We start from the raw sequence: 20489 nt of genomic DNA on the forward strand, positions 1-20489 counted from the left end.
AAATGCTGAAAGATCAAGATCGTATTTTCACCAATCTCTATGGGATGCATGAGCGCACATTGAAAGGCGCCAAAGCGCGGGGCCATTGGGATGGCACGGCCGCTTTGATCAAAAAGGGCCGTGATTGGATCATTGATGAGATGAAAGCCTCCGGGCTGCGCGGCCGCGGAGGGGCAGGCTTCCCAACGGGGTTGAAGTGGTCCTTTATGCCAAAAGAAAGCGATGGCCGCCCGTCCTATTTGGTCGTGAATGCCGATGAATCCGAGCCGGGCACCTGCAAGGACCGTGAAATTATGCGTCATGATCCGCATACGCTGATTGAAGGCTGCTTGATTGCCTCTTTCGCGATGAATGCCAATGCATGCTATATCTACATTCGCGGCGAGTATATTCGCGAGCGCGAAGCGCTACAGGCGGCGATTGATGAGGCCTATGACGCTGGGTTGGTTGGCAAGAATGCCGCCAAATCGGGTTGGGATTTCGACATTTACCTGCACCACGGGGCGGGAGCCTATATTTGCGGTGAAGAAACCGCGCTTTTAGAGAGTCTTGAGGGCAAGAAGGGCATGCCGCGGATGAAACCTCCCTTTCCTGCAGGGGCGGGGCTTTATGGATGTCCGACCACGGTGAACAATGTGGAATCCATTGCGGTTGTGCCAACGATTTTACGCCGCGGTGGTGCGTGGTTCTCAGGGTTTGGCCGTCCCAACAATACGGGCACGAAACTTTTTGCAATTTCTGGTCACGTGAATACACCCTGTGTGGTGGAAGAGGCGATGTCGATCTCATTCGATGAGCTGATTGATAAGCATTGCGGCGGGATCCGTGGGGGGTGGGACAATCTCAAAGCGGTTATCCCGGGTGGATCTTCCGTGCCGATGTTGCCCGGCTCAGTCATGCGACAAGATGCGATAATGGATTTTGACTGGCTGCGCGAACAGCGTTCAGGTCTCGGCACAGCGGCCATCATTGTGATGGATCAATCGACGGATGTGGTCAAAGCTGTTTGGCGTTTGGCAAAGTTCTACAAGCATGAAAGCTGTGGCCAATGCACCCCGTGCCGCGAGGGCACAGGCTGGATGATGCGGGTGATGGAGCGGCTGGTGACCGGTGATGCGGGACCAGAGGAAATTGATATGTTGCTGGATGTGACCAAACAAGTCGAAGGCCATACAATTTGTGCCCTTGGGGATGCGGCCGCCTGGCCTATTCAGGGGCTCATCCGGCATTTCCGCGACGATATAGAGCAGCGCATCGCCCATAAACGCCGTCCCTTGCGTGGTTTGGCGGCTGAATAACCGATGACCCTGATCGCTTCATATCCTGCTGACATGCGCATCACGCTGAAGGCCGTTGCCTTTGCGCTGTGCTGTGTGCCGGCGCCGGCTATTGCCGCGAAGGGTTTGGCGCATGAGGTCGAGATCAACGAAGGGCTGATTGCGATTTCTATGGCCAATGTGGTCCGTGAAACCTGTCCTAGTATCTCTGCACGGCTGCTGAGGGCTTGGTTTTACATTACATCACTTGAGGCAGAGGCTCGATCGCTCGGCTATTCGCCGCAAGAGGTGAGTGCCTTTGTTAAAGATCCTGTGGAAAAAAGTCGTGTTCTGAGCATTGCTCAAAAGCGACTTGCAGATCATGGGGTTATCCCTGACCAACCCGCGACCTATTGCACCTTTGGGCTTGCTGAAATTCAAGCAGGCTCTGCGATCGGAAAATTGCTGAAAGCGAATTAGATATGTCTGACCTGCGTAAAATCATCATCGACGATCAAGAAATCGAAGTAGACGGCGCGATGACGTTGATCCAAGCCTGTGAGCAGGTCGGGGTTGAGGTGCCGCGGTTTTGTTATCATGAGCGTCTGACCATCGCTGGCAATTGCCGGATGTGTCTGGTGGAAGTTGTGGGTGGTCCGCCGAAGCCTGCCGCCTCTTGCGCGATGCAGGTCCGCGATCTGCGCCCCGGCCCAGAAGGGCAATTGCCAGTTGTCAAAACCAATTCTCCGATGGTGAAAAAAGCCCGCGAAGGGGTGATGGAATTTTTGCTCATCAACCACCCGCTGGATTGTCCAATCTGTGATCAGGGCGGAGAGTGCGATCTGCAAGATCAAGCCATGGCCTATGGCGTGGATTTCAGCCGATTCCGTGAGCCCAAAAGGGCGACAGAGGATTTGGACTTGGGACCCTTGGTCGAGACCCATATGACCCGTTGTATTTCTTGCACCCGCTGCGTGCGCTTCACCTCCGAAGTGGCCGGTCTCACCCAGATGGGCCAAACTGGGCGCGGTGAAGATGCTGAAATTACCAGCTATTTGGGGCAAACGCTCGACAGCAATTTGCAGGGCAATATCATTGACCTGTGTCCGGTTGGTGCTTTGGTGTCCAAACCCTATGCGTTTGCCGCTCGTCCTTGGGAGTTGAGCAAAACCGACTCCATTGATGTGATGGATGCACTTGGCTCCAATATCCGCGTGGACACAAAGGGCCGTGAAGTGATGCGGTTTTTGCCGCGCAACCATGACGGTGTGAATGAGGAATGGCTGGCCGATAAGTCGCGTTTTGTTTGGGATGGCTTGCGCCGTCAGCGCTTGGACCGTCCCTATATTCGAGAGGCGGGCAAACTGCGGCCCGCGACCTGGCCGGAAGCGCTTGGAGCTGCGGCCGCGGCTATGGCTGGCAAAAAGGTGACCGCTTTGGTTGGCGATCTGGTCTCGACAGAGGCAGCCTATGCGCTTCAGCAGGTCATAGCTGGGCTCGGTGGAAAAATTGAGTGCCGGACAGATGGGGCGCAATTACCGATGGGCAATCGGAGCGGCTATGTCGGCACTGCACGCATCGAGGATCTCGAAACTGCGCAGATGATCCAGTTGATTGGCACCAACCCGAAGATGGAAGCGCCGGTTCTGAATGCCCGTATCCGCAAGGCTTGGAGCCGTGGCGCCACAATTGGTTTGATTGGTGAGCCAGTCGATCTGACCTATGACTATGTGCATGTTGGCACGGGGCGTGCGGATCTGCAGGCCTTGCTTAAGAAAGATTATAAAGCTGTTCTGGAGCAGCCCTCCGTGGTGGTTCTGGGGCAGGCGGCTTTGCAAGCCGAGGATGGCGCGGCGGTTCTGGCGGCCACGATGGAGCTTTGCGAAAAAACTGACAGCAAATTGCTGATCCTGCACACAGCAGCGGCACGCGTTGGTGCGATGGATTTGGGATGCACCACCGAAGGGGGTCTTGCCGCCGCCGTTGAAGGCGCTGAGGTCATCTATAATCTGGGGGAGGATGAAATGGACATCGCGCCCGGGGCCTTTGTGATTTATCAAGGCAGTCATGGCGATAGAGGGGCGCATCGGGCCGATGTGATCCTGCCGGGCGCGGCCTACACGGAAGAAAATGGTATTTTTGTCAACACTGAAGGGCGGCCACAATTGGCGCAGCGCGCTGGCTTTGCACCGGGTGAAGCCAAGGAAAACTGGGCCATTCTGCGGGCGCTTTCTGCTGAATTGGGCGCGACCTTGCCCTTTGATACTTTGGCACAGCTGCGCAATGACATGATTGCAGCGGTCCCCCATTTGGCGGTGATTGATGGGGTGCCAGAAAATGAATGGCAGGCGGTGTCGGGCGGAAAAATGGGCAAGGGTGCGTTTGGACAGGCGATAAGCGATTATTACCTCAGCAATCCGATCGCCCGGGCCAGTGCCTTGATGGCGGAACTATCTGCCAATGCCAAAGCGCGCAATTCTGCGTCTCTTGCGGCGGAATAATTTGATGGGTTTGGCTTTGATGGATCGTTTGGACAGCTGTCGCGCACCGGAGTTTGGCGGGACTTTGCAAGGTCACGGGCGCTGCAGCGGGATTGCGGCGTACAGAGCGGTGATTTCATCGAAAAACCATGCAGCGAAGGCTGGTATTTTTACCCAAGATACGGTTTACAGCCCAACATATGACCCGGCTGACATCTCGGCCGATATTCAGGCGAAAATCAGCACAGCTGAACGCAAGGAACGAGGGATACCAAAGGTATGAACGAATTCTTTTCCACAAACCTCGGGGTCGCAGTGATCCTTTTGGGCCAAACCCTTGCGGTGGTTGGTTTTGTGATGATCAGCTTGCTGTTTTTGGTCTATGGCGACCGGAAAATTTGGGCTGCGGTTCAGATGCGGCGTGGGCCAAATGTGGTGGGTTTTTTTGGCCTGCTGCAGACCGTGGCCGATGCCTTGAAATATGTGGTTAAGGAAATTGTGATTCCTGCGGGCGCAGATCGTCCTGTCTTTATATTGGCGCCGCTTGTGTCCTTTGTTTTGGCGATGTTGGCTTGGGCCGTTATCCCCTTCAACGCGACCTGGGTTTTGGCCGATATCAACGTGGCCTTGCTCTTTGTTTTCGCAGTGTCTTCGCTCGAAGTTTATGGGGTGATTATGGGCGGTTGGGCCTCCAACTCGAAATATCCCTTTCTCGGCTCCCTGCGCTCTGCAGCGCAGATGATTTCCTATGAAGTCTCGATGGGGTTGATCATCATTGGAGTGATTATTTCGACCGGATCGATGAATTTTGGCGCAATTGTTGCAGCGCAAAATGGCGATTTGGGCTTTTTCAATTGGTATTTCATCCCGCATTTCCCCATGGTGTTTTTGTTTTTCATCAGCGCCTTGGCAGAAACCAATCGCCCGCCCTTCGATTTGCCTGAGGCAGAGTCGGAGCTTGTGGCGGGGTATCAGGTTGAATATTCGTCAACGCCTTTTTTGCTCTTCATGGCCGGTGAATATATCGCGATATTCTTGATGTGTGCTTTGATCACCCTGTTGTTCTTCGGGGGGTGGGCCTCGCCTGTGCCTTTCATTGCCGATGGTCCGGTCTGGATGGTCGGGAAAATGGCAATCTTCTTTTTCCTGATTGCCATGGTCAAAGCCTTGGTACCGCGGTATCGCTACGATCAGCTGATGCGTTTGGGCTGGAAAGTATTTCTGCCCTTCTCCTTGGTCTGGGTGGTCTTTGTGGCCTTTGCAGCGAAATTCGGTTGGTTCTGGGGCGTCTATGCCCGCTGGACAGTGGGAGGCTAAACCAATGGCAAATATTGATTATACACGTCGGGTCAAATATTTCTTACTGCAAGATTTTTGGGCTGCGTTCAAATTGGGTATGAAATATTTTTTCCGGCCTAAGGCGACTTTGAACTACCCGCATGAAAAAGGACCCTTGAGCCCAAGGTTCCGCGGTGAACATGCTTTGCGCCGCTACCCGAATGGGGAAGAACGCTGTATTGCCTGTAAGCTTTGCGAAGCGATTTGCCCGGCGCAGGCCATCACCATTGACGCCGAGCCGCGCGATGACGGCAGCCGCCGCACCACCCGTTATGATATCGATATGACCAAATGCATCTACTGTGGCTTTTGCCAAGAGGCCTGCCCGGTGGATGCGATTGTTGAAGGGCCGAATTTCGAATTTTCAACTGAGACGCGTGAAGAGTTATTTTACGACAAATCCAAACTGCTAGAAAATGGCGACCGTTGGGAAGCTGAGATTGCCCGCAATCTCGAACTCGACGCGCCATATCGCTAAGCGGCCAAGGGAAGGAATTACGATGGGTATCGCGGAACTCGCGTTTTACGCATTTTCAATGTCCACTTTGATCGGGGGCATTTTCACAGTCGTGGCGCGCAACCCGGTGCATTCGGTTTTGTGGCTGATTTTGGCTTTTCTCTCGGCGGCGGGCCTTTTTGTCCTGTTGGGTGCCGAGTTTGTGGCCATGCTGCTGATCATCGTCTATGTCGGCGCCGTGGCGGTCTTATTCCTCTTTGTTGTGATGATGCTTGATGTGGATTTTGCTGAACTGAAAGCAGAGATGGCAAAATATCTGCCTCTTGGGTTGGTGATTGGCGTGATTGTCCTCATGCAGTTGATGTTCGCCTTCGGGGTTTGGGACTATTCGGCCGGATACGAGGGACGCTTGGCCGCTGAATTCGGCGCCGGCACCAACACCGGCGAGCTGGGTGCCATTCTTTATGATGACTATATTTTAATTTTCCAACTGGCCGGCTTGGTGCTCTTGGTGGCCATGATTGGGGCGATTGTGCTCACTCTGCGCCACCGGGTGGACGTCAAGCGTCAGGACGTGATTGCGCAGATGATGCGTGATCCAGCCAAAGCTATGGAATTGAAAGATGTAAAACCGGGGCAGGGACTATGATCGGACTTGAACATTATCTGGCCGTTGCGGCGGCCCTGTTTGTGATTGGCATCTTTGGACTGTTTCTGAATCGCAAAAATATCATTATTTTGTTGATGAGTATCGAATTGATGCTGCTGAGCGTGAATATCAACTTCGTCGCCTTTTCGGCCTTTCTTGGCGACTATGTTGGGCAGATTTTCACGCTCTTTGTATTGACCGTGGCAGCGGCCGAAGCTGCAATCGGCTTGGCGATTTTGGTGTGTTTCTTCCGTAACAAAGGCTCGATTGACGTTGAAGACGTCAACGTAATGAAAGGGTAAGGCGTTATGGAAACTATACTCCTTTTTGCCCCATTGGTGGGGGCTCTGATTGCAGGCTTCGGTCACGGGGTTATTGGCGATAAGGCGGCGCAGGTCTTGACCACCGCGCTGTTGTTTCTCTCGGCGCTTTTGTCTTGGGTGCTGTTTCTCAGCTTTGATGGGCAGACCGAAAGTATCCATATTCTGCGCTGGATTGAGAGCGGCACCTTGTCGACCGATTGGGCCATTCGCATGGACCGGCTGACGACGATTATGTTGATTGTGATCACCACCGTCTCGGCCTTGGTGCATCTTTATTCCATGGGCTATATGGCCCATGATGATCATTTCCGGGACGGTGAAAGCTATCGTCCAAGGTTCTTTGCCTATCTATCGTTTTTCACATTTGCCATGTTGATGCTGGTGACCTCTGACAACCTGTTGCAGCTGTTCTTTGGCTGGGAAGGGGTGGGCGTGGCCTCTTATTTGCTGATTGGGTTCTACATCCGCAAACAAAGCGCAGGGGCGGCGGCAATCAAAGCCTTTGTGGTTAACCGGGTTGGCGATTTCGGATTTTTGCTGGGTATCTTTGGCCTGTATCTCGTAGCCGATAGCATCAAGTTTGAGGATATCTTTTTGATCGGTCCACAACTGGCCACGATGGAGTTGCACTTTCTTTGGCGCGATTGGAATGCGGCGAATTTGATTGCCTTCTTGCTGTTCGTCGGCGCGATGGGCAAATCGGCGCAGTTGATCTTGCACACTTGGTTGCCGGACGCGATGGAAGGCCCGACCCCTGTGTCCGCCTTGATCCATGCAGCCACTATGGTCACTGCGGGTGTCTTTTTGGTGTGCCGCATGTCTCCGATTATGGAATTTGCACCTGATACGATGAATTTCATCGTCTTCCTGGGCGCTTCGACGGCCTTCTTTGCGGCGACCGTTGGACTTGTGCAAAATGACATTAAACGGGTGATTGCTTATTCAACCTGCTCGCAGCTGGGATATATGTTCGTGGCGGCCGGGCTTGGGGTCTATTCCGTGGCAATGTTCCATCTTTTGACCCACGCCTTCTTTAAGGCGATGCTATTTTTGGGTGCAGGCTCGGTTATTCACGGGATGCATCACGAGCAAGATATGCGCAATTACGGCGGTTTGCGCAAAAAACTGCCCTATACTTTCTGGGCTATGATGATCGGCACGCTGGCGATTACGGGTGTTGGTATCCCCCTCACGCACTACGGCTTTGCCGGCTTCCTGTCGAAGGATGCGGTGATTGAGAGTGCCTATGCGGGGACAATGGGAGGTTATGCCTTCTGGATGTTGGTTATCGCGGCGATGTTCACCAGTTTTTACAGCTGGCGCTTGATGTTCTTGACCTTCTTCGGCGCGGCGCGGGGCGACAAACACACCCATGAGCACGCCCATGAAAGCCCAAAGGTCATGCTGGTGCCGCTTGCGGTGCTGGCGGTTGGAGCGATTTTCTCAGGCATGGTCTTTTACAAGCCGTTTTTTGGGGACCACCATAAAGTGGAAGTTTTCTTTGGCATTGTTGAGGCAAATGCTGGCCATGATGAGGATCATGCTCAGGGTGGATCTAACCTGATTGCGCCCGCCCATGCCGCCACAGCCAGCGCAGAGACCGATGATGCGGCCGGTCATGGCGCAGGGGATGATGGCGCTGAGGACAAGCCGGGTCGGGGGGCGATCTATATGGCGCCCAGTAACACTGTGCTGGACGATGCGCATCACGTCCATTGGTTGGTCAAATTGTCCCCATTTATCGCTATGGTCCTGGGCTTTGCAGGGGCTTGGGCATTTTACATGACCAAGCTGGACCTGCCGCGTCGGGTGGCTGAGAGCAATCCGGTGCTCTATCGCTTCCTACTGAATAAATGGTATTTTGATGAAATCTACGATGTGATCTTCCTGCGCCCGGCGCAATGGCTGGGGCGGACCCTTTGGAAGGTTGGAGATGGAAAAATCATTGATGGTGGCATCAACGGTCTGGCCATGGGGATCATCCCCTTCTTCACCAAATGGGCCGGCCGCATGCAGTCGGGTTATATCTTCACCTATGCTTTTGGCATGGTGATCGGAATCGCAGCCTTGGTCACCTGGGTGACCATCGCGGGAGGTAAATAATGAGCAACCTTCTTAGCCTAATTACATTCATTCCTTTGGTCGCAGCGGTCATTTTGGCGCTTTTGGCCCGTGGGGATGGTGAGGCCTCGCAAAGAAATGTGAAATATCTGGCGCTGGCCGCGACAGGGTTCACCTTTCTGGCCTCCCTCATGCTGCTGTCGGGTTTTGAGCCAAATGATACAGGCTTTCAATTTGTTGAAGAGCGCAGCTGGCTTTTGGGCATGCAGTATAAGATGGGGGTTGATGGGATAAGCCTGTTGTTCGTTTTGCTGACGACATTCACAATGCCCCTGGTCGTTGCAGCCTCATGGAATGTCACACATCGTCTCAAAGAGTATATGATCGCCTTTTTGGTGCTTGAAAGCTTGATGATCGGGGTGTTCTGCGCCTTAGATCTGGTGCTGTTTTACATGTTCTTTGAAGCCTGTTTGATCCCAATGTTTTTGATCATTGGGATTTGGGGTGGCAAAGAGCGGATCTATGCGTCGTTCAAGTTCTTTCTCTACACGTTTTTGGGCTCGGTTTTAATGCTGGTGGCCATGGTGGCCATGTTTGCTGATGCCGGGACCACGGATATGGTGGTGCTTTTGAGCCATAATTTTGGATCAGACACGCTGACTGTGGCAGGGTTTCACATTATTGGCGGGGCGCAGACGCTGATGTGGTTGGCCTTCTTTGCCTCATTCGCGGTGAAAATGCCGATGTGGCCGGTGCACACTTGGTTGCCAGATGCCCATGTGCAAGCGCCGACGGCCGGCTCTGTGGTGCTCGCGGCAATTTTGCTAAAAATGGGCGGCTATGGGTTTCTGCGGTTCTCTTTGCCGATGTTCCCTGTGGCCTCTGACCTGCTGGCGCCTTTGGTGTTTTGGATGTCGGCGATTGCGATTGTCTACACGTCATTGGTCGCCCTGGCGCAGCAGGATATGAAAAAGCTGATCGCCTATTCCTCGGTGGCGCATATGGGATATGTCACCATGGGAATATTTGCGGCCAATCAGCAAGGGATTGATGGCGCGATATTCCAGATGCTGAGTCATGGGTTTATCTCTGGCGCTTTGTTTCTCTGTGTTGGGGTGATTTATGACCGGATGCACACCCGCGACATTGACGCCTATGGCGGCCTCGTAAATCGGATGCCGAGCTATGCATTGATCTTCATGTTCTTCACCATGGCCAATGTTGGCTTGCCGGGCACATCGGGATTTGTCGGTGAATTCCTCACCTTGATGGGGATCTTTCAAGTCAATACTTGGGTGGCGCTCTTCGCGGCCTCTGGTGTGATCCTATCGGCCGCCTATGCTTTGTGGCTGTATCGCCGCGTGGTTTTGGGGGATTTGATCAAGGAAAGCTTGAAATCCATTACCGATATGGCACCGCGTGAGAAGATGATCTTTGCCCCGCTCGTGGCGATGACGCTGATCCTGGGCGTTTATCCCGCGCTCATCCTTGACATCATTGGGCCGTCGGTTGCGGCTTTGGTTGAAACCTATCACAGCAATGTGGCCGCTCACGGCATTGTGAGTTCGGCCGCATCCACTGCGTCCCATTAAAGGGGAATTTTGGAACATGATCGCTTCAGATTTCACGACTGTTCTACCTGAGGTTCTTCTGTCGCTCTATGCGATGCTGGCTTTGGTTGTTTTCGTTTATACGGGCAAGGATCGCCATGCCGTGCTCTCGATTTGGTTGACCAGCGGTGCGTTTTTGTTTCTGGCGCTGATCTTGGCGATGGGCACGCCAACCGGCACGGCCTCCTTTGGCGGGATGTTCATGGATGACAGTTTTGCACGATTTTGCAAGATTGTGATCTTACTGTCCGCGGCTTTGGTTCTGGTGATGGGCCAAGATTACGCGGCCAAGCATGATATGTTGAAGTTCGAATATCCCCTTTTGGTGGCGCTTTCGGTTGTGGGCATGATGGTGATGGTCTCCGCTGGCAGCCTTTTGACCCTCTATATGGGGTTAGAGCTGCAGTCTTTGGCCCTCTATGTGATCGCGGCCTTCCGACGAGACAGTGCCAAATCCACCGAAGCCGGGTTGAAATATTTTGTGCTGGGGGCTTTGTCCTCTGGTCTCCTGCTCTATGGTACCTCTTTGGTCTATGGGTTTGCCGGAACGGTTGAATTTTCTGGGATTATGGCCGCAACAAGCGGTGGGGATCTGTCCATCGGCTTGCTCCTGGGCCTGGTCTTTGTGATCGCTGGCATGGGCTTTAAGGTTTCCGCCGCACCATTTCACATGTGGGCGCCAGATGTCTATGAAGGGGCGCCAACCCCTGTCACCGCCTTTTTTGCCACGGCGCCAAAGATGGCGGCCATGGGGCTATTTGCCCGTGTCGTGAATGATGCATTCGGCGGCGTAACTGCAGATTGGCAACAGGTTGTGGCGGTTCTGTCGCTGTTTTCTATGTTCCTTGGTGCTGTGGCGGCGATTGGGCAAAAAGACATCAAACGTCTGATGGCCTATTCCTCAATCGCGCATATGGGGTTTGCTTTGATGGGGTTGGCCGCGGGCACCGTGTTCGGCGTACAAGCCATGCTAATCTATATGGCGATTTATATCTCCATGAACATCGGCATGTTCGCCCTCATCCTCTCTATGGAGCGTGACGGCCGGCCTGTGAGTGATATTGCCTCCCTCAGCATGCTGTCAAAATACCAACCTTTAAGAGCGCTCTGTGTCGTATTCATCATGTTCTCTATGGCTGGGGTTCCCCCGATGGTTGGGTTCTTTGGCAAATTCTATGTGCTGCGCGCCGCCTATGAGGCCAATATGGCCTGGCTCGCGATAGCCGGGGTCGTGGCCTCTGTGATTGGCGCCTATTACTACATCCGCATCGTGTATTTCATGTATTTTGGCGCGGAAAGTGAGCCACTTGATACGCAAACGCCGCGTAGGCTGACTGTGATTTTGGTGGCCTCCACCGCTGTGATCACTGTCGGTGCGGCCTTTAGCCTGTTTGGCATTGAGCCATTGGCGCAATTGGCGGCGGAGTCTCTTGCAAATTAAGTTGCCCTCTGGCGTCAGCGCCAGTTTTCATGCGCGGGCTGGATCCACAATGGATTTGGCCCGCAGTTATGATGGGGCGCAGGGTTTTCCGCATTGGATTTTGGCTGGCACACAGAGCAAAGCCCGGGGACGGCAGGGACGCAGTTGGTTATGTCCCGCTGGGGCCTTTGCGGCCAGTTTGGTCATGCAGCCCCGTTGCACCCCCGCAGAGGCCGCGCAACGCTCCTTCGTGGCTGCCTGCGCCTTGCGGCGTGCCTTGTCCAGCCTGGTGGGCGCGGGGGCCTTGGCTCAGAAATGGCCAAATGATGTTTTGCTCAATGGTGGGAAAGTGGCTGGGATCTTGCTTGAATCCTCTGGGTCTGGCCAGCTGGTGGACCGTTTGACCATTGGGATCGGTGTGAACCTCGGGCCTGCACCTCAAGATGTTGCACAAGCCAGTTTCCCGCCAATCGGCGTGGCGGATGTGACCGGCGAAAGCCTTGCGCCCGAAGCCTTTCTTGCAATCCTTGCGGCAGAATTTGCAGCGGTCGAGGCGGTTTTGCAGCAGCAAGGCTTTGCTGAGATTCGCGCCGAATGGACCGCGCACGCGGCCCGTTTGGGTGAAGAAATCACCGCACGCACAGGGCGAGAGGAGATCATCGGCCGCTTTGAGGGGCTGGATGTGCAGGGCAATTTGCTGCTGTTGACGGCAGGCGGCAAGAGGGTCATACCAGCCGCTGATATCTATTTTTAGGGCCTATCCAGATGCTACTCGCGATTGACTGCGGAAATACCAATACAGTGTTCTCTATTTGGGATGGCACGCAGTTTATCGCCAACTGGCGGATTGCCACCTCTCATAAACGCACAGCGGACCAGTATTTTGTCTGGCTCAATACCTTGATGACCCTAGATGGCATAGCCAGCGACATCGATGAGATGGTGATTTCGTCGACAGTGCCGCGGGTGGTGTTTAACCTCAGGGTTCTGGCGGATAAATATTTTGGCACGCGGCCGCTGGTGGTGGGGCGCACGGATTGCCAGCTTCCGATTGATGTGCGTGTCGATGCCGGCACGGCGGTCGGGCCGGATCGGTTGGTCAATTCCGTCGCGGGACATGATCTGTTTGGTGGGGATCTCATCATCGTAGATTTTGGCACAGCCACCACCTTTGATGTGGTCGACAGCGATGGCGCCTATATCGGCGGCTCTATTGCGCCGGGGGTGAACCTCAGCCTTGAAGCATTGCACCAAGCGGCGGCCGCTTTGCCACATGTGGATATTTCAAGGCCTTCATCGGTGATTGGCACCAATACGGTGGCCTGCATGCAATCGGGCGTGTTCTGGGGCTATGTTGGTCTTGTGCGGGAAATCTGTGATCAGATCAAAGCTGAACATGGCAGGCCGATGAAAGTCATCTCTACCGGTGGCCTTGCGCCACTGTTCCAACAATCAGTTCATTTGTTCGACGCGTTCGAAGATGAGCTTACAATGCACGGTCTCACCGTGATCCATCAATTCAATAAGGAAATTTGATGAGCCAAAAACGTTTAATGTATCTCCCTCTCGGCGGCGCCGGAGAGGTGGGAATGAATTGTTATGTCTACGGGTACGGACCGCGCGATAAAGAGCGCCTGATTGTCGTTGATCTCGGTGTGACGTTTCCAGATATGGACAACTCACCCGGGGTTGATTTGATCATTCCGGATATTGCCTGGCTTGAGGCGCGCAAAGACCGCATTGATGGCGTGTTTATCACCCATGCACATGAAGACCATGTGGGCGCTGTTGGCCATACCTATGCGCGTCTGGGTGCGCCCATCTACACCCGCGCATTCACCGCCAATATTGCCAGGCGCAAGCTGGAAGAGCATGGGGTTGCCGCCAATGCGGTGACAGTCATGAGCGCTTGGCCAGATCAAGTGGCATTGGGGCCGTTTAAGGTGGGGTTCCTGCCGATTAGCCATTCTATTCCTGAAAGTTCGGGTCTGGTGATCGACACGCCAGAGGGGCGCGTTGTGCATACGGGCGATTTCAAATTGGACGAGACACCTTTGGTTGGTGAAGGTTGGGATCCTGTCCTTTGGGGCGAGATTGCCAAACCAGGCGTCAAGGCTTTGATCTGTGATAGTACCAATGTGTTCTCTTTGGCGCCGGGACGGTCTGAGGCAACTTTGGGCGACAATATCACACAATTGGTGGCATCGGCCGATCAATTGGTGGTGGCCACCACCTTTGCCAGCAATGTCGCAAGGGTCAAAACCTTGGCAGAGGCGGCCCGCCGTGCCGGGCGTTCGGTCTGTCTGATGGGGCGGGCGATGAACAAAATGGTCGAGGCGGCGCTTGAAACGGGCGTTTTATCAGATTTTCCCCCGGTGATTAGCCCAGAGGAAGCTTTGGATGTGCCGCGTGGCAATCTGATGTTCTTGGTCACGGGCAGCCAAGGCGAGCGGCGTGCAGCCTCAGCGCAATTGGCCAATGGCAAATATCGGGGGCACAAGCTGAAAGAAGGGGATTTATTCCTCTTTTCGTCAAAAACCATTCCGGGCAACGAGCGTGGTGTGATCAAGATCATCAACCAACTGTCTGAAATCGGCGTGGATGTCGTGGATGATTCCACTGGCGCTTATCACGTATCGGGCCATGCCAACCGCCCGGATCTTGAGGCAATGCATGCGTTGATGCAGCCGCAGATCTTGGTGCCAATGCATGGCGAACACCGCCATCTGCGCGCACATGCGAATTTGGCCAAGGCGAAGGGGATACAATCGGTTGTGGCGGTCAATGGTATGGTGATCAACCTGTCAGGCAATGCACCGAAAGTTGAGGAATTTGTTGAGACGGGTCGCACCTATATTGATGGATCTGTGCAAATCGGCGCTTTGGATGGCGTGGTGCGTGACCGTATTCGCATGTCGCTCAATGGTCATGTGATGGTGAGTGTGATTTTGGATGATGACGGTCCATTGGGTGAACCTTGGTGTGAAATCAAGGGCCTCCCAGAAATAGGCAGCAGCCGCGCTGGCCTGGCCGAAGTTCTGGAAGAAGACTTGAACCAATTCATGATGCGTGCGGGTCGCAAAACATTGGGTGATGATAAGAAACTCGAAGACGAGCTGCGCCGTATTGCACGGCAGTCAGCGCAGTCTGAGATCGGCAAAAAGCCAGAAGTCACGGTTGTGATCAGCCGTTTGTCGTAACCAGGCGAAGACCTCTGCATAACCCAGCCGCCAAGCCAAAACACTTAGCCCGGTGTCATCACCGGGCTGGGCCTGCCTGCCGCCCGGCAGGCGCTTCTCTTATTTCATGTTGAAATGGCGTTATGCAGAGGTCTTACACGGGGTAAGACCTCCGCCCAGCGTGAGCGCCGGGCGGGCCTGCTTTGTCCGTAGCCGCGCTTTATGCGTGCTCGTCCTGAGAAGCGTTGCCGTCCTCTGGTGCCTCGGTCGTGCTGAGATCTTCGGCGTCACCTGCAATGCTGGGCAATTCATCGCCCTGGGGCGTGTCCTCGGGCGTATCATTGGCCGCTGATGGATCTCTGCCTTCGGCCTTCAAACGTTCTGTAAAACTCTGCGCAATAAAATTGGGCATGGAGGCGTCCAGAGTTGCCCCACCACGCGCGTTGTTGCGGGGCTCTGCATCGCGGCTGCGACCACGGCCTCGTCCACGGCCATTGGGCCGGTTTGAGTTTTCTTCGCGCTCGGGGGCGGTCGGTTGCGTGTTATCCTCGGCTGTGGCGACGATTGCGGGTGCTAAATCTGTTGGCGCCGCTGCCGTATCGATGGCATCGGGCAATGCCTGCGCGTCGGCAGGCTGCTCGGCTGTTGATTTCTTTGATCTTCCTGCGCGGCTGCGTCTTGCGGGTTTCTTTTCTGCATTTTCTTCTGAGAGAGTTTCGGGCTCAGCGGTCTTGCCGGACATCGCGTGTTCCATCCGGGGAATTTCCATTTTCACCAGCCCCTCGATGGCGGCAAAGTTCTTTTCATCTCGGGGGCTATAGATCATCATGGCAGTGCCAGACTTGCCGGCCCGGCCTGTGCGACCGATCCGGTGCACATAGTCTTCCGCATGGCTGGGCACGTCATAGTTGAAGACATGGCTCACATTTGGGACATCCAGCCCACGCGCCGCCACATCAGAGGCCACAAGAAAACGCAGGGTGCCAGATCGAAAATTATCCAAAGTTTCTGTACGTTTGGATTGATCCAGATCGCCATGAATTGGCGCGGCATCAAGGCCGTATTTTTGCATGGACTTGGCCACCACATCGACATCCATTTTGCGATTGCAAAAGATGATGGCATTGGTGCAATTTTCCGCTTCGCTCTCAATCATACCGCGTAAGAGCGCGCGTTTTTCGGTGCCTTCGCGATCTTTGCGGCTGGCTTTGAACATCACGACCGATTGGGTGATTGTATCAGAGGTGGTTGCAGCGCGGGCGACTTCTATTTTGGCGGGCGCTGAAAGAAACGTGTTGGTGATCCGCTCAATTTCCGGCGCCATTGTCGCGCTGAAAAATAGAGTTTGACGGGTGAAGGGTGTGAGTTTGAAGATCCGCTCAATATCTGGAATGAAACCCATGTCAAGCATCCGATCTGCCTCATCCACCACCATGATCTGTACGCCGGTCAAAAGTAATTTGCCGCGTTCAACGTGATCGAGCAGCCGCCCAGGAGTTGCAATCAAGACATCTACACCTCGGTCAATCAGCTTGTCTTGCTCCTTGAAGCTTACACCACCAATCAGCAGGGCCTTGGTCAGTTTGCTGTATTTTGTGTAGGTGTCGAAGTTTTCGGCCACCTGTGCGGCCAATTCGCGGGTCGGGCAAAGCACCAAGCTGCGCGGCATGCGCGCGCGGGCACGGCCGCGCCCCAGCAAGGTGATCATGGGCAGGGTGAAACTGGCAGTCTTGCCGGTTCCGGTCTGCGCGATGCCTAAGACATCTTTGCCTTCGAGCGCTGGAGGGATGGCCCCGGCTTGAATAGGGGTGGGGGTGTCATAGCCAGCTTCGGCAATGGCTTTAAGGACTTTGGCGTCCAAGTTTAGGTCAGTGAATTTTATCATGTACGTCCATCAAGATATGTCGTGGCAAGAGATTTGCACAACGGGGGTTGGACGCAGGTCATTCGCGTCCATCGCAGGGTTGGCCCCATGCCAACTCCGTCCGTATAGGCGGTAATCTGCCATAGGTCAAACCCGCATACTGGCATGGCCGCCGCCTAGATTTGGCCCTTAAACCATCATTTCTTTCGTCGCGGTTAAGGCCACATCTGGGTAATCGCGCGCCACGCGGTCAATGTCCCATTGCAGCCGGGTCAAAAACACAATGTCGTCGTCATTGTCGCGCGCCATATGCTGTTTATTGGCCTGTGCGAAGGCATCGACCTTGGCCTGTGGCCCCGAGACCCAGCGCGCTGAGGTGAATTGACTGGGCTCCATACGCACCGGAAGCCCGTATTCGAGCTCAATGCGGCTGGCCAACACTTCAAATTGTAGGGCGCCAACCACCCCGACAATGAAGCCTGACCCAATCATCGGTTTGAACACTTTGGCCGCACCTTCTTCGGCAAATTGCATAAGGGCTTTTTCCAAGTGTTTGGCTTTTAGGGGATCACCAGCGCGGACAGATTGCAGCAATTCTGGTGCAAAACTTGGAATGCCTGTCACCCGCAGTGTTTCGCCTTCGGTCAGCGTGTCGCCAATGCGCAACTGCCCATGGTTTGGAATGCCAATGATATCGCCGGCCCAAGCCTCCTCTGCCAACTCGCGGTCGGCGGCAAGAAAGAGGACCGGATTGGAAATCGCCATTTGCTTCTTGCTGCGCACATGCGTCAATTTCATTCCCCGTTTGAAATGCCCGGAGGCCAAGCGCACAAAGGCCACGCGATCGCGGTGTTTGGGGTCCATATTGGCCTGCACTTTGAACACAAATCCCGCCACTTTGAGCTCTTCCGGGGCGAGAAAACGCGGTTCTGCCCTTTGCGGCTGTGGCTCCGGGCCAAAATCAGCGATGCCCTGCATCAATTCCTGCACACCAAAGGAATTGATGGCCGAACCGAACCAAATCGGAGTCATGGTGCCATCGAGCAGCGCCTGATGGTCCATTTTCGGCAATAGTTCTTTGGCCATTTCAATTTCTTCGAGAAACACCTCCAGAAGTTCCGCAGGCACATGTTCCGCCAAGGCAGGGTCATCCAATCCATTGATTTTGATCGATCCAGAGACCTTGTTGCGATCTGCCCTGTCCATAAGTTCCAATTGATCGCGCAAGAGATCATAGGTGCCAATGAAGTCCCGGCCGCGTCCAATCGGCCAAGAGGCGGGCGTGACATCAATCGCAAGGTTTTGTTGTATCTCATCAATGATATCAAATGTATCACGGCTTTCGCGGTCCATTTTGTTACAAAATGTCAAAATCGGCAAATCGCGCATGCGGCAAACTTCGAAGAGCTTCTGAGTTTGGCTCTCAACACCCTTAGCGCCGTCGACAACCATAACCGCCGCGTCAACGGCTGTGAGGGTGCGGTAGGTGTCTTCAGAGAAATCTGAGTGACCTGGCGTATCGACCAAATTGAACCGAAAGGTCTTGAAGTCAAATGACATGGCGGAGGCCGAGACAGAGATGCCCCGATCTTGTTCCATTTTCATGAAATCTGAGCGTGTTCGTCGGGCCTCGCCCTTGGCGCGCACTTGCCCGGCCATTTGGATAGCGCCGCCATATAGAAGAAATTTCTCAGTCAAAGTGGTCTTACCTGCATCAGGGTGGCTGATGATGGCAAAGGTGCGCCGGCGCGCAATTTCTGGCGGAAGTGTGGGGCGGTTGTCTAACATGAGCCGCGTATAGGTTGGGATGATACCATTGGCAAGAAATCCTGTGTCATACAGGAGTCATCGGCGCGTTTTACTTAGGAGCGCTAGTCGATGTTTTTATAGGGCAGGCGACTGGGCAAATACAATGCACGCCGGCTGGGTTTTGCCGGGTGCCATGACGATTGCACCGCCCGGGGCAATCTTTCGACAGCTTCGCTGTCCCGATCTTCGCCGCGCAAGTGAGATTGCACTGCGATGCCATTGGCAAAAATCAAATGCTCGGTGGCAAAACGTATTTTAACGCATTCCACAAAACCGGCCTCAACCCAGTCGATGGTTGTGCCATTGCGTAATTCCTCGGCTTTAATGAACCGTCCGCCATAGCTGCCATTGGTTTGGGGATATAAAATGCGGTGTTCTGCGCTGAGGATGAGATCATGATCTGTGCCAAAATGGGATTTTGAAATCCTTATTGGACGGTTCTTGCCCTGCGCACGTTGGGTTTCGATCTCAACGCATGTAACTTTCTGCTGCGCGAAGTCATGGGTGAGAACCTCTTGCCCTGGTTTGAGATCTTCGGCAGCGCATTGGCGTCCGTCAGCCAGGGTGATTTGCGTACCAGGATAGAAAATTGGATCGCTTAGCTCGGCCAATTTGTGTGGATTAACGTGGCAATCTATTCCAATCAGGCGATAGTCTGTATCGGGCTGCAACGCAGAGAATGCAGATAGATAGACTTGTTTAATCTCACCCAGCTCAACCTCAACAAAGATCAGAGCGTCGAAGGTTTGCCCCGCCTCGGACATCAAGGTGACTTGACTGTCCAGATGGACAGCAGCGCCAATGGCGCCAATGGCACTATGGGCCGCAACACGATGCCACCGACCGGAGGCTTCTTCTTGCAATGTCAATCGGGTGGGTTGGGCATTTGTCTTGAGCCGATAGACGTCATCGAGATAAAGCTCGCCATTGACCGACAACGGACCGCCATAGTTTACGCCTTGCACCACCGAAAGTTGCGCGCTTGTATAAATTGTGAAGTCTTGCACGTGTGCCATCATTTGAAAATATTTAGGTGTTAAAAATCTACCAAAGTATAATTGATCTCATATATGTGAGAAAAATTTTATATATGCAAACTCAAATTTACATTTTGGTAACTTTTTCGGTAAAGCTGTTCATATTTCTTGTCGATAGCTAGTGTCATGCGCCCTTCTCCAATGCTAGGCTTGGGAAATTCTTAACAAGGAAACAGACAATGGATATGGGAATTTCTGGCAAGAAAGCTTTAGTGTGTGCCTCTTCAAAAGGTCTTGGACGGGGCTGTGCTGAGGCTTTGGCCGGTGAAGGGGTTCATCTGGTGATCAATGGGCGGAATGGTGATGTGTTGGCCGCCACGGCCTCTGAGATTCGCTCTAGCTATGGGGTATCTGTCACAGAGGTGGCCTGCGATGTCACCACGCCCGAGGGGCAGGAGATGTTGCTGAGCGCAGCCGGGGATGTCGATATTTTGGTGACCAACGCCGGAGGGCCGCCGCCAGGGCTGTGGTCCGACTGGGATCGCGCTGATTTTATCGCAGCTCTTGACGCCAATATGTTAACCCCGATTGCTTTGATGAAAGCCTGCCTGCCGGCAATGATGGCCCGCGGTTGGGGCCGGGTGGTGAATATCACCAGCCAGTCGGTCAAAGCGCCTATTGGGGTTCTTGGCCTGTCCAATGCCGCCCGCACGGGGTTGACCGGATATGTTGCAGGAACGGCACGACAAGTGGCCGAACATGGCGTTACGATTAACAATCTTTTGCCCGGCATCCATGCCACGGACCGGGCGGTCTCACTCGACAGTGGCATCGTAAAGGCCCAAGGTATCACAATGTCGCAAGCACAAAGCCAGCGACAGGCTACGATTCCTGCGCGCCGCTATGGCACTGCTGAAGAATTCGGAGCGGCCTGTGCGTTTTTATGCTCGCAACATGCGGGATTTATGGTGGGGCAGAATATTTTGCTTGATGGCGGCGCGACAAACGCCACAATTTAACCGGATCACGCCGCATCGAGCTTTCCTTTTTCAAGCGAATGTCCAAA

General features: G+C 54.1%; 18 protein-coding genes. 15 read left to right on the forward strand and 3 right to left on the reverse strand.

Annotation, left to right across the window (positions count from 1 at the left end; genetic code table 11):
- Nucleotides 1–2: 2 nt before the first annotated feature.
- The 14 genes from nuoF to RCA23_RS07000 are packed head-to-tail and all read left to right on the forward strand — an operon-like array spanning nt 3 to nt 14794.
- On the forward strand, nt 3–1298 hold the full coding sequence (gene nuoF, locus RCA23_RS06935; RefSeq protein WP_044049696.1) for an NADH-quinone oxidoreductase subunit NuoF: 1296 nt from the start codon (nt 3–5) through the stop codon (nt 1296–1298).
- Nucleotides 1299–1301: 3 nt separating this feature from the next.
- Nucleotides 1302–1736 (forward strand): DUF5333 domain-containing protein, encoded by a 435-nt coding sequence (locus RCA23_RS06940; protein ID WP_052377082.1) that lies wholly within the window; start codon nt 1302–1304, stop codon nt 1734–1736.
- 2 nt (nt 1737–1738) lie between these two features.
- A complete protein-coding gene (gene nuoG / locus RCA23_RS06945) occupies nt 1739–3757 on the forward strand; it encodes an NADH-quinone oxidoreductase subunit NuoG (RefSeq protein WP_044049697.1) in 2019 nt (672 codons plus the stop codon).
- Between the two features lie 4 nt (nt 3758–3761).
- The gene (locus RCA23_RS06950) at nt 3762–4019 is read left to right on the forward strand and encodes a hypothetical protein (RefSeq protein WP_044049698.1); all 258 of its coding nucleotides are present in this window, start codon (nt 3762–3764) and stop codon (nt 4017–4019) included.
- The gene (gene nuoH, locus RCA23_RS06955) at nt 4016–5053 is read left to right on the forward strand and encodes an NADH-quinone oxidoreductase subunit NuoH (RefSeq protein ID WP_044049699.1); all 1038 of its coding nucleotides are present in this window, start codon (nt 4016–4018) and stop codon (nt 5051–5053) included. The genes RCA23_RS06950 and nuoH overlap by 4 nt, the downstream gene beginning before the upstream one ends.
- Before the next feature lie 4 nt (nt 5054–5057).
- Nucleotides 5058–5552 carry an NADH-quinone oxidoreductase subunit NuoI gene (nuoI, locus tag RCA23_RS06960; protein WP_044049700.1) on the forward strand — a complete coding sequence of 165 codons (495 nt, stop codon included), beginning with the start codon at nt 5058–5060 and terminating at the stop codon, nt 5550–5552.
- Nucleotides 5553–5574: 22 nt separating this feature from the next.
- Nucleotides 5575–6180, forward strand: coding sequence for an NADH-quinone oxidoreductase subunit J (locus RCA23_RS06965; RefSeq protein WP_044049701.1), 606 nt, complete (start codon nt 5575–5577; stop codon nt 6178–6180).
- Nucleotides 6177–6482, forward strand: coding sequence for an NADH-quinone oxidoreductase subunit NuoK (gene nuoK, locus RCA23_RS06970; RefSeq protein ID WP_044049702.1), 306 nt, complete (start codon nt 6177–6179; stop codon nt 6480–6482). Before RCA23_RS06965 ends, nuoK begins: the two co-directional genes overlap by 4 nt.
- 6 nt (nt 6483–6488) lie before the next feature.
- On the forward strand, nt 6489–8606 hold the full coding sequence (nuoL, locus tag RCA23_RS06975; protein WP_044049703.1) for an NADH-quinone oxidoreductase subunit L: 2118 nt from the start codon (nt 6489–6491) through the stop codon (nt 8604–8606).
- The gene (locus tag RCA23_RS06980; RefSeq protein ID WP_044049704.1) at nt 8606–10156 is read left to right on the forward strand and encodes an NADH-quinone oxidoreductase subunit M; all 1551 of its coding nucleotides are present in this window, start codon (nt 8606–8608) and stop codon (nt 10154–10156) included. The genes nuoL and RCA23_RS06980 overlap by 1 nt, the downstream gene beginning before the upstream one ends.
- A 16-nt stretch (nt 10157–10172) precedes the next feature.
- Nucleotides 10173–11615, forward strand: a complete 1443-nt coding sequence (gene nuoN / locus RCA23_RS06985; protein ID WP_044049705.1) for an NADH-quinone oxidoreductase subunit NuoN — start codon at nt 10173–10175, stop codon at nt 11613–11615.
- A complete protein-coding gene (locus RCA23_RS06990) occupies nt 11605–12348 on the forward strand; it encodes a biotin--[acetyl-CoA-carboxylase] ligase (RefSeq protein WP_236631410.1) in 744 nt (247 codons plus the stop codon). The genes nuoN and RCA23_RS06990 overlap by 11 nt, the downstream gene beginning before the upstream one ends.
- Nucleotides 12349–12359: 11 nt before the next feature.
- Nucleotides 12360–13130, forward strand: a complete 771-nt coding sequence (locus RCA23_RS06995) for a type III pantothenate kinase (RefSeq protein ID WP_044049706.1) — start codon at nt 12360–12362, stop codon at nt 13128–13130.
- The gene (locus tag RCA23_RS07000; protein WP_044049707.1) at nt 13130–14794 is read left to right on the forward strand and encodes a ribonuclease J; all 1665 of its coding nucleotides are present in this window, start codon (nt 13130–13132) and stop codon (nt 14792–14794) included. Before RCA23_RS06995 ends, RCA23_RS07000 begins: the two co-directional genes overlap by 1 nt.
- A 199-nt stretch (nt 14795–14993) precedes the next feature.
- Here RCA23_RS07000 and RCA23_RS07005 read toward each other — a convergent pair whose 3' ends face one another.
- The 3 genes from RCA23_RS07005 to RCA23_RS07015 form a co-directional block, all read right to left on the reverse strand.
- Nucleotides 14994–16658 (reverse strand): DEAD/DEAH box helicase, encoded by a 1665-nt coding sequence (locus RCA23_RS07005; protein WP_081870925.1) that lies wholly within the window; start codon nt 16656–16658, stop codon nt 14994–14996.
- Between the two features lie 168 nt (nt 16659–16826).
- Nucleotides 16827–18425, reverse strand: a complete 1599-nt coding sequence (locus RCA23_RS07010; RefSeq protein ID WP_044049708.1) for a peptide chain release factor 3 — start codon at nt 18423–18425, stop codon at nt 16827–16829.
- A gap of 83 nt (nt 18426–18508) precedes the next feature.
- A complete protein-coding gene (locus tag RCA23_RS07015) occupies nt 18509–19465 on the reverse strand; it encodes a Hint domain-containing protein (protein ID WP_052377083.1) in 957 nt (318 codons plus the stop codon).
- A gap of 197 nt (nt 19466–19662) precedes the next feature.
- Between RCA23_RS07015 and RCA23_RS07020 the strand changes: the two genes are divergently transcribed.
- Nucleotides 19663–20442, forward strand: coding sequence for an SDR family oxidoreductase (locus RCA23_RS07020; RefSeq protein WP_044049709.1), 780 nt, complete (start codon nt 19663–19665; stop codon nt 20440–20442).
- Nucleotides 20443–20489: the final 47 nt, after the last annotated feature.

This window comes from Planktomarina temperata RCA23, assembly GCF_000738435.1.
Classification (GTDB): Bacteria; Pseudomonadota; Alphaproteobacteria; order Rhodobacterales; family Rhodobacteraceae; genus Planktomarina; species Planktomarina temperata.

Bases quoted from the DNA above. Each gene is read 5' to 3' on its own strand.
- nuoL (WP_044049703.1), top strand. From the start codon at position 6,489: ATGGAAACTATACTCCTTTTTGCCCCATTGGTGGGGGCTCTGATTGCA.
- nuoI (WP_044049700.1), top strand. From the start codon at position 5,058: ATGGCAAATATTGATTATACACGTCGGGTCAAATATTTCTTACTGCAA.
- RCA23_RS07015 (WP_052377083.1), bottom strand. From the start codon at position 19,465: ATGATGGCACACGTGCAAGACTTCACAATTTATACAAGCGCGCAACTT.
- RCA23_RS07010 (WP_044049708.1), bottom strand. From the start codon at position 18,425: ATGTTAGACAACCGCCCCACACTTCCGCCAGAAATTGCGCGCCGGCGC.
- RCA23_RS06965 (WP_044049701.1), top strand. From the start codon at position 5,575: ATGGGTATCGCGGAACTCGCGTTTTACGCATTTTCAATGTCCACTTTG.
- RCA23_RS07005 (WP_081870925.1), bottom strand. From the start codon at position 16,658: ATGATAAAATTCACTGACCTAAACTTGGACGCCAAAGTCCTTAAAGCC.
- RCA23_RS06995 (WP_044049706.1), top strand. From the start codon at position 12,360: ATGCTACTCGCGATTGACTGCGGAAATACCAATACAGTGTTCTCTATT.
- nuoK (WP_044049702.1), top strand. From the start codon at position 6,177: ATGATCGGACTTGAACATTATCTGGCCGTTGCGGCGGCCCTGTTTGTG.
- RCA23_RS06980 (WP_044049704.1), top strand. From the start codon at position 8,606: ATGAGCAACCTTCTTAGCCTAATTACATTCATTCCTTTGGTCGCAGCG.
- nuoG (WP_044049697.1), top strand. From the start codon at position 1,739: ATGTCTGACCTGCGTAAAATCATCATCGACGATCAAGAAATCGAAGTA.
- nuoH (WP_044049699.1), top strand. From the start codon at position 4,016: ATGAACGAATTCTTTTCCACAAACCTCGGGGTCGCAGTGATCCTTTTG.
- RCA23_RS07020 (WP_044049709.1), top strand. From the start codon at position 19,663: ATGGATATGGGAATTTCTGGCAAGAAAGCTTTAGTGTGTGCCTCTTCA.
- nuoN (WP_044049705.1), top strand. From the start codon at position 10,173: ATGATCGCTTCAGATTTCACGACTGTTCTACCTGAGGTTCTTCTGTCG.
- nuoF (WP_044049696.1), top strand. From the start codon at position 3: ATGCTGAAAGATCAAGATCGTATTTTCACCAATCTCTATGGGATGCAT.
- RCA23_RS07000 (WP_044049707.1), top strand. From the start codon at position 13,130: ATGAGCCAAAAACGTTTAATGTATCTCCCTCTCGGCGGCGCCGGAGAG.
- RCA23_RS06950 (WP_044049698.1), top strand. From the start codon at position 3,762: ATGGGTTTGGCTTTGATGGATCGTTTGGACAGCTGTCGCGCACCGGAG.
- RCA23_RS06940 (WP_052377082.1), top strand. From the start codon at position 1,302: ATGACCCTGATCGCTTCATATCCTGCTGACATGCGCATCACGCTGAAG.